Here is a 12,836-nt window from a genome sequence, read left to right as displayed (position 1 = left end):
ATAATTAAAAACATTAAAATACAGGAGGACAAAAACTTGACTAAGTACAAAGTTGGAATGGTGAGTTTAGGATGCGATAAAAATAGAGTGGATTCTGAAATCATCCTTGGAAAAATGAGTAATGAATATGAAATAACTAATAATGCAAAAGAAGCAGATGTTATAATTGTAAATACATGTGGGTTTATAGAGTCAGCTAAACAAGAATCAATAGATACTATTTTAGAAATGGCTGAATATAAAAATAATTACAAGTGTAAGCTTCTTATAGCAACAGGATGTTTAATACAAAGATATGGTGATGAATTAAAAAATCTTATACCTGAAATAGACATAATGTTAGGAGTTAATGATTATAATAAAATAGATAAAGTTATTACAGAACTTATTGAAGGAGATAAAGAAGCTTCTCAATTATTAAATTATTCTGATGAAAACATAAATGAAGGAGACAGAATTCTTACAACACAAAAGGAAAGTGCATATATAAGAATTGCAGAAGGTTGTAATAATTTTTGCACATATTGTATAATTCCTAAAATAAGGGGAAAATTTAGAAGTAGAAGGATGGAAAATATAATTAGTGAAGCTACAGACTTAGCAAGTAAAGGTGTTAAAGAGTTAATATTAATAGCTCAAGATACAACACAATATGGTAGTGATATTTATGGTAAGAAAAATCTTCATGTATTATTAAAAGAGTTATCTAAAATAGAAGGAATAAAGTGGATTAGAGTATTATATTGCTATCCGGAAGCCATATATGATGAATTAATAGAAGAAATCGCATCTAATGATAAAGTAGTAAAATATTTAGATATACCTATACAACACATAAGTGATCATGTATTAAAGCTTATGGGAAGAAAAACAAGCAAGAAAGACATAACTGATAAAATAGAAAAACTTAGAAAGAATATACCAAATATTACAATTAGAACAACATTCATAGTAGGATTTCCACAAGAAACACAAGAAGACTTTCAAGAAATTTTAGAATTCTTACAAGAATATAAATTAGATAAAGTAGGAGTTTTTAAATATTCAAGAGAAGAAGATACACCGGCTTCAAGAATGGATGGACAAATAGATGAAGAGATAAAGAGCGAAAGAGAAGAAAAGTTAATGTTATCTCAAGAAAAGATTTCTAATAATATAAATAAATTGAAAGTTGGCAAAAAATATGATATTCTAATTGAAGAATATGATGGTGAATGCTATAAAGGTAGAAATTTTGAGATGGCACCTGATATAGATGGAAATGTATTTTTTGAATCTCCTAAGCCATTGGAGATAGGTGAATTCGTTAAAGTAAAAATAATCAAAAATATGGATTACGATTTAATAGGAGTTGTTGAAGATGAATCTTGCAAATAAGTTGACTTTAATTAGAATATTTTTGGTACCTATTTTTCTGATATTTATAGTTGTTAAAGGAATACCATATGGTAGTTTTATAGCTACTATAATATTTGTTTTAGCTGCTTTAACAGATAAGCTTGATGGATATATTGCAAGAAGTAGAAACCAAGTTACTAACTTTGGAAAATTTATGGATCCTTTAGCTGATAAACTATTAGTGACAACTGCACTAATTACATTAGTTGAAATGCATATAGTTCCAAGCTGGGCTGCTGTTATAATAATAGCACGTGAATTTGCAGTATCAGGCTTAAGAACATTGGCTGCTTCTGAGGGAAGAGTTATAGCAGCAAGTTGGTGGGGAAAGATAAAAACAGTAATACAAATAATAGCTATAGTATTATTGCTATTACAAGTTAGTATAGGTGACTCAAAGTATTTAACTAATTTAGTTGTTAATAGTGAATTTTGGAAAGGATTCTTTAGTACAGTTCCAAATATAATGCTAATAGCAGCTGTTATAATAACTATAATTTCAGGATATGAATATTTTAAGAAAAACAAAGATTCAATATCTACTAATAAATAAGTTTAAAATAATATAATATGGATATAATTATAATAAATTCCTTCTTTAAGATGTATTTTAAAGGGGGAATTTTTATCAATACTGTTGACTAATAATAATAGTTAAATTATAATTATATACAGAACATAAGTTCGATGAGAGGAAGGTAACATTATGGCTAATATAGATGTAAATAAATTAAAAGCAATTGAAAATGCAATGGGACAAATAGAAAAGCAATTTGGTAAGGGTTCAGTTATGAAATTAGGTGAAGACAGTGTTTTAAATATTGATTCAATTTCTACTGGATGTTTAGATTTAGATATAGCACTTGGAATTGGTGGAGTTCCAAAGGGAAGAATTATTGAAATTTATGGTCCTGAAAGTTCAGGTAAAACAACAATAGCTCTTCATATAGCTGCAGAAGCACAGAAAAAAGGTGGAGCAGTAGGATTTATAGATGCAGAACATGCATTAGATCCATCTTATGCAAGAAACTTAGGGGTAGATACAGAAAATCTTATAGTTTCTCAGCCAGATACAGGAGAACAAGGTCTTGAAATAGCAGAAGCATTAGTTCGTTCAGGTGCAATTGATGTAATTATAGTTGACTCTGTTGCAGCATTGGTTCCTAAAGCTGAAATTGAAGGAGAAATGGGAGATTCTCATATTGGACTTCAAGCAAGACTAATGTCACAAGCACTAAGAAAACTAGCAGGTACAATTAGTAAAACAAATTGCATAGCAATTTTCATTAACCAATTGAGAGAAAAAGTTGGAGTAATGTTTGGTTCACCTGAAACAACAACAGGAGGAAGAGCATTAAAGTTCTATGCATCAGTAAGACTTGATGTAAGAAGAATAGACTCTATAAAACAAGGTGATGGTATTGTTGGTAATAGAACAAGAATAAAAGTAACAAAGAATAAAGTAGCACCACCTTTTAAACAAGCAGAATTTGACATAATGTATAACGAAGGTATTTCAAGAGAAGGAAACATATTAGATGTTGGAGTTAAGGAAGAAATAGTACAAAAGAGTGGGGCATGGTTCTCGTATGGTGATACAAGATTAGGTCAAGGTAGAGAAAATGCTAAACAATACTTAAAAGAAAATCCAGAAGTTGCATTAGATGTAGAAAATCAAATAAGAGAAAAACATAATCTTCCATTGATGGATGCTGTTATAAATGAAACATCATCTGAAGTTAAAAACAAAGAAAATAAGGAACAATCAGATAAATAAATAGATAATTATAAAAAGCAAAAGGATTATTTCTTTTGCTTTTTTTACAATAAAAAGGATGATATATATAAATATTGTTATATGAAAATATTTTTATGATTATATATGTTGTTATTACTAAAATTTTATAGCAAATACAAATAAAAAAAACTCTTGTAACTCAGTAAATATGAGCATGATAACAATATCATAGCAAGCTTGACATAATTTTATTTTTAATATAGAATAAAAAGGAATACTGGTTTATCATATTCCCAATACAGTGAGAATAATATGACACCTACTATGATTTCTTGTTTACAAAAATAGATAGCTTAACAAGCTAGGAGGTGTTTATATGAAATTTTGGATTTTAATAATAATAGTAAATTTAATTATATTATTAGTATTAGGAATACTACTTTATAAAATGATACAAAAAGTATCGAAGGATAAAATTGAATCTCTTGAAAATGAGGCACAAGATGTTTTAGAAAGAGCTAAAAGAGAAGCAGAAGCTCTTCAAAAAGAAACAATACTTGAAGCTAAGGAAGAGGTTCATAAGTTAAGAAATGATTTTGAAAAAGAATCTCGTGAAAGAAGAAATGAGATTCAAAGACTTGAAAGAAGAGTTATTCAAAAAGAAGAATCACTTGATAAAAAGAGTGATACGCTAGAAAAAAGAGAAGAAAAAATTAATCAAAGAATGCTTGATATAGATCAAGTAGAAGCCAATGTAAAAGAAATATATACTCAAAGAAGAGAAGAATTGGAAAGAATTTCATCTCTTTCTAGTGAAGAAGCTCGTAAAATTCTTTTAGACGAAATTAAAAGAGAAATTTCACATGATGCTGCATTGATGATAAAAGAAATCGAAAGCAAAGCAAAAGAAGAAGCAGACAAAAGATCAAGAGAAATAATCACGACTGCTATTCAAAGATGTGCTGCGGATCATGTGTCTGAAACTACTGTGCATGTTGTTGCGCTACCAAATGATGAAATGAAGGGTAGAATAATAGGTAGAGAAGGAAGAAACATTAGAACTCTAGAAACATTAACAGGAGTAGATTTAATAATAGATGATACTCCAGAAGCAGTTATTCTTTCAAGCTTTGATCCAATAAGGAGAGAAGTTGCAAGAATAGCACTTGAAAAGTTGATAGTGGATGGTAGAATACATCCAGCAAGAATCGAAGAGATGGTCGAAAGAGCAGTTAAAGATGTAGAAAATGATATAAAAGAAGAAGGGGAACAAGCGACCCTAGAAACTGGAATAAATGGATTACATCCAGAACTTATAAGACTACTTGGCAGATTAAAGTATAGAACTAGTTATGGTCAAAATGTATTAAAACATTCCATAGAAGTTTCATATTTAGCTGGTTTAATGGCTTCAGAATTAGGTTTAGATGTTACTCTAGCTAAAAGAGCAGGATTACTACATGATATCGGTAAAGCTGTAGATCAGGAGCAAGAAGGTCCTCATGCACTAATTGGAGGAGACCTTGCTAAGAAATATCATGAGCAACCATTGGTGATAAATGCTGTAGCAGCCCATCATGGAGATGTGGAAATGCAATCTTTAGAAGCAGTATTGGTTCAAGCGGCAGATGCTATATCAGCAGCTAGACCGGGGGCAAGAAGAGAAACATTAGAAGCATATATTAAGAGATTGGAAAAATTAGAAGAAATCGCAAATTCTTATGAGGGTGTAGAAAAGTCATATGCCATTCAAGCTGGAAGAGAAATAAGAATTATTGTTAAACCAGATAAAGTTGACGATGCTGGTACTGCTGAATTAGCTAGAAATTTAGTGAAGAGCGTAGAAGAACAACTTGAATATCCAGGACAAATTAAGATTAATGTAATAAGAGAAACTAGAACAGTAGACTTTGCTAAATAAAATTAAAAGATAAAATGTATAATTATTATACATTTTATCTTTTTTCTTTATAAAATATTATACTAAATAAAAGGAATTTAATAGATTGTATAGAATATATATTAATGTAAACGATTTTTGTATAATGATTCTAGGAGGAATAATAAAAATGGAAGTATTAAAGGTATCAAGTAAATCAAATCCTAATTCGGTAGCAGGCGCATTAGCGGCAATAATAAAAGAAAAGAACATAGCGGAAATACAAGCAGTGGGAGCTGGAGCAATAAATCAAGCAGTTAAAGCTATAGCAATAGCTAGAGGATTTGTGGCACCAAGTGGAAAGGATATTATTTGTGTACCAGCTTTTACGGATATACAAATAGATGGAGAAGAGAGAACAGCAATAAAACTTATAGTACAACCTAGATAAGATAAAGAAGAGCTTGGTAATGGGCATCTTAATTATTTTTAAGTTGAAATTAATTACAAAACAGTATATACTAAAATGGTTGGATGCTATATTTATTAATTAATTTTTTGTAAAGAGGTGGATATAATGGTATCAAAAGAAGTTATAGTAAAAAGTTCATCAGGTCTTCATGCTAGACCAGCAACATTATTAGTTAAGAAAGCTTCAGGATTTAAGTCAGACGTTAGCATAGAATATAATGGTAAGAAAGCAAACGTTAAGAGCTTAATAGGAGTTTTATCTTTAGCTGTAACTAAAGATGCTGCAATAAAAATTTCAGCATCTGGAGATGATGAAGCTCTAGCAGTTGAAGAATTAGTAAGTTTAGTTCAATCTTTAGACGATTAATATTTATTAAAAAGAGATGTCCCTAAAAAGTATATAAATTTAGGAGACATCTCTTTTGTTATGTATAATATTCTAATTAAAATATAATTTTCCCCATAAGCAAATAGAAGAATAATATTATTTACTTATTGGGAAAATATTATAATAGGTATTTTAATTAATTTTTTTATTTAAATTATTATTGCATTTAAATAGCAATGACAGTAAATTTAATGATGATAAAAAAATTATTATATATATTATTCTTTGAATTATAGGTATTCCAAAAGAAAATATAGTTACTAAATTAATATTTAGTAAACCTATTAATCCCCAATTAAAGGCACCTAGAATAACTAAAATAAAAGAAATTTTATCGAATATATTTAATTTATACATTTTATTCACTCCTAACTTTAGAATACATTATGTTTATATATATGATTTAAAATAAAAAATAATAACATTAAGTAAATTTTTCAATAAAATACTATGAAAATATAAAAAATATGTTATAATACGAATGTTGAAATAAAAAAAATAAAATATATTCGTGTGGAGGTTTTTGTATGAGAAATTTATATAGCACACCATTAAATTCAAGATATGCATCTAAAGAAATGAGTTTTATTTTTTCAGATGATATGAAATTTACAACTTGGAGAAAGCTATGGGTAGCTCTTGCTGAAGGTGAAAGAGAACTAGGCTTAAATATAACAGAGGAACAAGTAAATGAATTAAAATCAAATATTAATAATATAAATTATGAAGAAGCTATAAAAAAAGAAAAAGAAGTAAGACACGATGTAATGAGTCATGTGTACGCATATGGGTTACAATGTCCAGCTGCTAAGGGTATAATTCATCTTGGAGCTACTTCTTGTTACGTAGGCGATAACACAGATGTAATAATAATGAGAGATGCACTTTTATTAATAAAAGATAAGATAGTAACAGTATTAAATCACTTAAAGAATTTTGCCATTGAATATAAAGATTTACCTACATTAGGATTTACACATTATCAACCAGCTCAATTAACTACAGTAGGAAAAAGAGCGACTTTATGGATGCAAGATTTAGTTATGGACATTGAAAATATAGATTTTGTAATACATAGTTTAAAACTAAGAGGAGTAAAAGGAACAACTGGAACTCAAGCTAGTTTTATGGAATTATTTGATGGTGATGAAGAAAAAGTTAAAAAATTAGATAAAATGATAGCAGAAAAAATGGGATTTGATAAGAGTTTTGGCGTTACAGGTCAAACTTATCCAAGAAAACTTGATTCAATAGTTTTAAATACATTATCAGAAATTGCACAAAGTGCTTATAAATTTAGTAATGACTTAAGATTACTTCAAAGTATGAAAGAGATGGAAGAACCTTTTGAAAAAAATCAAATAGGATCATCAGCAATGGCTTATAAGAGAAATCCTATGAGAAGTGAAAGAATTAGTGCACTAGCTAGATACGTAATAGTAGATGCTTTAAATCCAGCAATAACAGCAGGAACTCAATGGTTTGAAAGAACGTTAGATGATTCAGCTAATAAGAGATTATCAGTTGCAGAAGGATTCTTGGCTTTAGATGGAGTATTAAATCTTTATATGAACATAGCTGAAAACATGGTAGTATATGATAAAGTCATAGCATCACATGTAGCTAGTGAACTGCCATTTATGGCTACTGAAAATATAATGATGGAAGCAGTAAAAAGAGGAAAAGATAGACAAGAATTACATGAAAAAATACGAGTTCATTCTATGGCAGCAGCTCAAAGAGTTAAAGGTGAAGGATTAGATAATGATTTAATAGAAAGAATAATAAATGATAATTCTTTTGGACTTACTAAGGATGAAATATTATCAATAATAGATGCTAAAAAATTTGTTGGTAGAGCACCAAGTCAAGTAGTAGAATTTATTGATGAATATGTAAATCCTATTATAGAAAGTAATGAAAAAGCTTTAAAAATTAAGAGTGAAATAACAGTTTAAATAATTTAAATATATAGGATATCTTAGTTTGAATCATTCTAAGGTATCCTATATTATTGAGAAGTCTATTTAACCTAGTACATACATAAAGTTATACTTAAAACAAAGTGCAAAATTAAGAACAAATTTTAATATATTTCTAAGTTTCTTATTCTAGGATATAATATAGGGTAGGTTAAACTTAAAGGATAGTTTAATTTGTTATAGCTATGACAGCAGTATAAGTAATCTCCATCTGGAAGAATATGAGTTATTAAACCTGAGTGGAAGAATCGACCTATTTTAGGTGTATAAAATTGTATTATAGTACCCTTCTTTAAAGGAGAATTTTTATTAATTTCAAATCCAAGTTTATTTTTTATAATATATGAATGTAGCTCTTCAACTCTAACCCAAGCATTACTATAGGGTTTCCATGAATTTGAAGTCTTTAACCCACCAAAATGAATTGATTGAGAAATAAAATTTGTACAATCTCCACCTATACCATCAAAGGATGTATAATCTTTATTAGGAGTCAAAGCAAATTTTTCGGCGTATTCACAAGCTTTTAATGGATCATAAGAAAAACTTCTATCAGAAGTATAAGGTGTTCTGTAACAATTATTACTTTCAAGATATTTTTTATATAGACGATCTAAAACCTTTATTTTAGAACTCCAAATACCTATTTTATTAGATGAAATAATATTCATTATTTGTAGTAAATCTTTTTTTAGTATATCTTCATATAAATTAGGATCTTCCTCTTTATTAACTAAAAACATTATTTTTAATTTGTGATTACTTTTATTTGATATAAGTATATATTCATCTAATGAATATGATATTATACCTTTGGGTGAATTATTTAAAGTGAAGGATTGTAGGTAGTTAAATTTTATTTTGAGTAAATTGTGATTTTTTTCAAGTATGTTAAATTTATATTTAGTTTTTATATTGTTTATTTGTAAGTTCAATTTTTTTAGCCATAAAGAATTAAAGCATTTTTTTAAATATAAATCTTCAAAAATATTGTCGCTTACATTACATTTTTCTTTTTGAATTAAATTGAATTTATCATATGTAGTAGATAAAATTTTATGAAAATAATATAAATCTATTGATAACAATATATCACCGCCTAAAGAAAGTAGTTTTTTATAAATTATAATTAATTTATAAAAATACGTTTACAGATATATATGAACAAAGTTTATATATATTGCTAAAAAGTATTAAAATATATATTCTCATATAATGTGATATAATTAAGTGGTTCTATTACGTATAACACTTGCTGATAATATAATTAAAATATATAATATAAAGGTATTAAAAAATAAAGAATAATATTTTAATTATAAGATATTTTAATTATATTAGTGAATAATGAAACCTTATGAGAGATTTAAAAAAAGGAGTTATAAAAATAATGCAAAATTTACCTAACTCAATAGTTGAAAAATATGAAGAAATTCTTGGAAAGATAAAAGTCTTTTCAAATCAATATCTTAATGAACAATATGAAAAAGTTTGTATAAAAGCGTTACATGACTTAGGAATGAGCCATGAAGATTCATTGAAAAAAGGGAAAAGCTCTTCATGGGCAGCAGGAGTTGTTCATGCAATTGGAACAGTAAATAATTTATTTGATGTTAAAGAGGAGCCATATATTAAAGCTCTTGATTTATATAAAGAATTTGGAGTAAGTAATAGTACGGGCTCTATGAAATCAAAAGAAATAAGAAACTTATTAAATATATCAAAAGATGATGAAATATGGATAGTAAATTCTAATGATAAGAGCGATTCTTTAAATGATAAAAAAGAAGTAGAAGCTGAGAAAGAAGAAAATATTAGAATTACTGAAGAATTTATAAAAGCTCAAAAAATAATGAGAAAAGCATGGTCTGAAAAGAATTTTAATAAGAAGGTAAAACTTGCAAAAGAGGCTTTAAGTGTTTGTGAGTATTGCTCAGATGCATATATAATTTTATCTAAAGATGTAAGTTTAACTCATAATGATAAGAAAGAGTTATTAGAAAAAGCAGTTGATTCAGGTAAATACATATTGGGTATTGACAGTTTAAAAACTGCATCTAAAGAATGTTTTAATAAAAAAGAAGCTCAACCATTTTTTGGAGCTAAATATACTTTGGCTATTCAATTATGGAAAATGGGTAAAAAAAATGATGCTATAGATAATGCATTTGAAATATTAGAATTTAATGAAAAAGACAACTTAATGGTAAGAGGAATATTGTCTAGTTGGTTATTAATTGAAAAAAGATATGATGATGCAGAAAAGTTATTTAAAAAATATGATAATGATTATTTAGCAGCAGTATCATATAATAAGGCTTTATTACGTTATAAAACAGGAAAAATAAAAGAAGCAGAAGATGCTATAAGAAAAGCATACAAGAAAAATTCATTTGTAATACCATATATATTGAAACAAAAGAAAATTCCTAAAGTATTACCTAGAATATCTAGATTCGGAAGTGATGCAGAAGCTATGCATTATATAAAATATAGTTTAGAAGCATGGAATGAATCTAAAGAAACTATTAACTGGATAAAGGAAATGAATGTAAATTTTAAAATTCAAAAATCAAATTAATAGATTATTGTAAAATATGAAAAAAGATTACGTGTTGACCTTTACATAATTAGAAGAATATGATAATATAAAAATATAAATTAAATATTAATCTTCAGGGCAGGGTGAAATTCCCTACCGGCGGTAAAGCCCGCGAGCTAGAAATAGCAGATTCGGTTAAATTCCGAAGCCGACAGTAAAGTCTGGATGAAAGAAGAAATTACTTATTTGATCTAATGATTATTAGGTTTTAATTCGTATTATTTAAATTGATTTTTACCCTGAACTTATATTTTAGTTCAGGGTTTTTTAATTTATAAGATAAAATATGATTTTTAATTATATCTAAATAATATTAAAATCATATATCTTTATTTTGATACGTTAAAATCATAATTCATTATAAATAAGATTATTATTAATCCCTGAAGTATTACACTTCAGGGATTTTTTTCTTTAGAACATTGTAAAAAAGGAAAATTTCATAAAAATTCAAATCATAATTAATTTAGGCAAATGAAAATAAATAACTCATGCCTATAAGTGGTTGCTATGATTTTTATATTAAGAAGAAGGTGAATTTAGTGAATGAGAAGTATATGGGGTTAGCATTAGAATTGGCTAAAAAAGGAATAGGAAAGGTTAATCCAAACCCTTTAGTGGGTGCAGTAATTGTAAAGGACGATGAGATAATTGGAATAGGATATCATGAGCAGTATGGAGGACCACATGCAGAAGTAAATGCCATTAACAACGCTACTAAGTTATTAGAAGGAAGTACGATATACATAACATTAGAGCCATGTGCACATTATGGAAAAACTCCTCCATGTGTAAATTTAATAATAGAGAAAAAAATAAAAAAAGTAGTAATAGGAATGTTGGATCCAAATCCAATGGTATCAGGAAAAAGTGTAAAAAAACTAAAAGAGAATGATATAGAAGTTATAGTTGGTATAGAAGAAGAGAAATGTAAAAAATTAAATGAATCATTTATTAAATATATAACATCAAATTTACCATTTGTTATTTTAAAAAGTGCAATATCATTAGATGGGAAAATAGCTACAGCTATAGGAGAGTCAAAGTGGATTACATCAAAAGAAGCAAGGAGAGATGGGCATTTATTAAGAAATAAATTGTCAGCTATTATGGTAGGGGTAAATACTGTTATTAAGGATAATCCAGAACTTACATGCAGAATAGAAAATGGGAGAAATCCAATAAGAATTATTGTTGATAGCACCTTAAGAATTCCATTAGATTCAAAGATAGTAAATAACTCTGATAGATTAACCATAGTAGCAACAACTAAATATGCTGACAAATTAAAAAAACAAAAATTAGTTAATAAAGGTGTAAGAGTAATAGAAATAATTGATAAAAATAAAAAAGTTGATTTAAAAGAATTGATGAGATATTTAGGTAATTTAAAAATAGATTCTATATTAATTGAAGGTGGAGGAACATTAAATTTTTCTGCATTAGAAGAAAATATAGTTGATAAGGTAAGATTTTATATAGCACCTAAAATATTAGGTGGTGAAACAAGTAAAAGTAGTATAGGTGGACAGGGATTTTCTAAATTAAGTGATGCTGTAAAACTTAGAAATTTAACTTATGAAAAATTATCAGAGGAGATAGTTATAGAAGGATATATAAATAAATTGAAGTAAAAGGATGTGATTAATTGTTTACTGGAATTGTTGAAGAAGTAGGTAGTTTAGAGAAACTTACATTAGGGGGAGGCTTTGGAGTAATAGAAATAAGAGCCAATAAGGTATTGGAAAATACTAAAATAGGAGATAGTATTGCATCAAATGGTGTATGTTTAACAGTTTTGGAAATGACTAAATCTTCATTTAAAGCTAATGTAATGGGAGAAACCTTAGAAAAAAGTTCACTGGGAAGTTTGAAATCAGGAAATAAAATTAATCTTGAAAGAGCAATGAAATTAGAAGATAGATTTGGTGGACATATAGTAAGTGGTCATATAGATGGAGTGGGTAAAATAACCGATATAGAAAAAAAGGTCGATGGTACATGGTTTACTATATCTGCATCAAAAGAGATTTTGAAATATATTATATACAAAGGTTCAATAGCCATTGATGGCATAAGTCTAACAGTTGCATATGTTGATGATGAAAAGTTTAAAGTATCTGTTATACCGCATACTTTAGAAAATACAATTTTATATGAGAAAAAAGTTCAGTCAGTTGTAAATTTAGAATGTGATGTGGTTGGAAAATATATTGAAAAATTAGTAAATAACAAAGATGAAGAAATAAAAAATGAAAGCAATGTAACCATGGAGTTTTTAAGAGAAAATGGTTTTTAATAATAAAATGTGTTTTAAGGGGGTATTGATATATGGATAAGCAAACTGGACAGAGCAATTGAACTTAGGAATACTAAAA

At 27.5% G+C, this 12,836-nt stretch carries 12 protein-coding genes and 1 riboswitch; of the genes, 10 read left to right on the top strand and 2 right to left on the bottom strand.

Going from position 1 to position 12,836, the window contains the following annotated elements; translation table 11 throughout:
* Positions 1-36: 36 nt before the first annotated feature.
* The 6 genes from rimO to NG904_RS05155 all read left to right on the top strand — a co-directional run bounded on the left by rimO (position 37) and on the right by NG904_RS05155 (position 5,853).
* Complete coding sequence (rimO, locus tag NG904_RS05180; RefSeq protein WP_252226299.1) at positions 37-1,377, top strand: 30S ribosomal protein S12 methylthiotransferase RimO; 1,341 nt, start codon at positions 37-39, stop codon at positions 1,375-1,377.
* A complete protein-coding gene (gene pgsA, locus NG904_RS05175) occupies positions 1,361-1,951 on the top strand; it encodes a CDP-diacylglycerol--glycerol-3-phosphate 3-phosphatidyltransferase (protein ID WP_252230308.1) in 591 nt (196 codons plus the stop codon). The genes rimO and pgsA overlap by 17 nt, the downstream gene beginning before the upstream one ends.
* Before the next feature lie 153 nt (positions 1,952-2,104).
* Entirely contained in the window at positions 2,105-3,175 is a 1,071-nt protein-coding gene (gene recA, locus NG904_RS05170; protein WP_252230306.1) for a recombinase RecA, read from the top strand.
* Between the two features lie 337 nt (positions 3,176-3,512).
* Entirely contained in the window at positions 3,513-5,057 is a 1,545-nt protein-coding gene (gene rny / locus NG904_RS05165; protein WP_252212839.1) for a ribonuclease Y, read from the top strand.
* Between the two features lie 148 nt (positions 5,058-5,205).
* A complete protein-coding gene (locus NG904_RS05160) occupies positions 5,206-5,466 on the top strand; it encodes a stage V sporulation protein S (protein ID WP_252212838.1) in 261 nt (86 codons plus the stop codon).
* 126 nt (positions 5,467-5,592) lie between these two features.
* Positions 5,593-5,853, top strand: a complete 261-nt coding sequence (locus tag NG904_RS05155; protein ID WP_003373177.1) for an HPr family phosphocarrier protein — start codon at positions 5,593-5,595, stop codon at positions 5,851-5,853.
* Between the two features lie 153 nt (positions 5,854-6,006).
* On the opposite strand, the gene NG904_RS05150 is transcribed toward NG904_RS05155, so the two are convergent.
* A complete protein-coding gene (locus NG904_RS05150) occupies positions 6,007-6,231 on the bottom strand; it encodes a DUF378 domain-containing protein (RefSeq protein ID WP_252212837.1) in 225 nt (74 codons plus the stop codon).
* A 170-nt stretch (positions 6,232-6,401) separates the two neighbouring features.
* On the opposite strand from NG904_RS05150, the gene purB reads away from it, so the two are divergent.
* Positions 6,402-7,832 carry an adenylosuccinate lyase gene (gene purB, locus NG904_RS05145; RefSeq protein WP_252212836.1) on the top strand — a complete coding sequence of 477 codons (1,431 nt, stop codon included), beginning with the start codon at positions 6,402-6,404 and terminating at the stop codon, positions 7,830-7,832.
* A 128-nt stretch (positions 7,833-7,960) separates the two neighbouring features.
* On the opposite strand, the gene NG904_RS05140 is transcribed toward purB, so the two are convergent.
* Entirely contained in the window at positions 7,961-8,944 is a 984-nt protein-coding gene (locus NG904_RS05140) for an amidase domain-containing protein (RefSeq protein ID WP_252230297.1), read from the bottom strand.
* A 302-nt stretch (positions 8,945-9,246) separates the two neighbouring features.
* Here NG904_RS05140 and NG904_RS05135 point away from each other — a divergent pair, with 302 nt between their 5' ends.
* The 3 genes from NG904_RS05135 (at position 9,247) to NG904_RS05125 (ending at position 12,757) form a co-directional block, all read left to right on the top strand.
* Complete coding sequence (locus tag NG904_RS05135; protein ID WP_252230421.1) at positions 9,247-10,437, top strand: DUF6398 domain-containing protein; 1,191 nt, start codon at positions 9,247-9,249, stop codon at positions 10,435-10,437.
* An 86-nt stretch (positions 10,438-10,523) separates the two neighbouring features.
* Positions 10,524-10,639: riboswitch (FMN riboswitch) on the top strand.
* A 361-nt stretch (positions 10,640-11,000) separates the two neighbouring features.
* Positions 11,001-12,092, top strand: a complete 1,092-nt coding sequence (gene ribD / locus NG904_RS05130) for a bifunctional diaminohydroxyphosphoribosylaminopyrimidine deaminase/5-amino-6-(5-phosphoribosylamino)uracil reductase RibD (RefSeq protein WP_252230295.1) — start codon at positions 11,001-11,003, stop codon at positions 12,090-12,092.
* Between the two features lie 14 nt (positions 12,093-12,106).
* Entirely contained in the window at positions 12,107-12,757 is a 651-nt protein-coding gene (locus NG904_RS05125) for a riboflavin synthase (protein WP_252230293.1), read from the top strand.
* Positions 12,758-12,836 lie beyond the last annotated feature (79 nt).

It is taken from the genome of Clostridium sp. ZBS15 (assembly GCF_023845705.1).
In the GTDB taxonomy this organism is placed as follows: domain Bacteria; phylum Bacillota; class Clostridia; order Clostridiales; family Clostridiaceae; genus Clostridium; species Clostridium aquiflavi.
Note: the sequence above shows the minus strand (reverse complement) of the source record. Positions and strands in the feature narration are given on the sequence as shown.

Coding starts and splice junctions, on each gene's coding strand:
- recA (WP_252230306.1), top strand. CDS start 2,105: ATGGCTAATATAGATGTAAATAAATTAAAAGCAATTGAAAATGCAATG.
- NG904_RS05160 (WP_252212838.1), top strand. CDS start 5,206: ATGGAAGTATTAAAGGTATCAAGTAAATCAAATCCTAATTCGGTAGCA.
- rny (WP_252212839.1), top strand. CDS start 3,513: ATGAAATTTTGGATTTTAATAATAATAGTAAATTTAATTATATTATTA.
- purB (WP_252212836.1), top strand. CDS start 6,402: ATGAGAAATTTATATAGCACACCATTAAATTCAAGATATGCATCTAAA.
- NG904_RS05135 (WP_252230421.1), top strand. CDS start 9,247: ATGCAAAATTTACCTAACTCAATAGTTGAAAAATATGAAGAAATTCTT.
- pgsA (WP_252230308.1), top strand. CDS start 1,361: ATGAATCTTGCAAATAAGTTGACTTTAATTAGAATATTTTTGGTACCT.
- NG904_RS05155 (WP_003373177.1), top strand. CDS start 5,593: ATGGTATCAAAAGAAGTTATAGTAAAAAGTTCATCAGGTCTTCATGCT.
- NG904_RS05150 (WP_252212837.1), bottom strand. CDS start 6,231: ATGTATAAATTAAATATATTCGATAAAATTTCTTTTATTTTAGTTATT.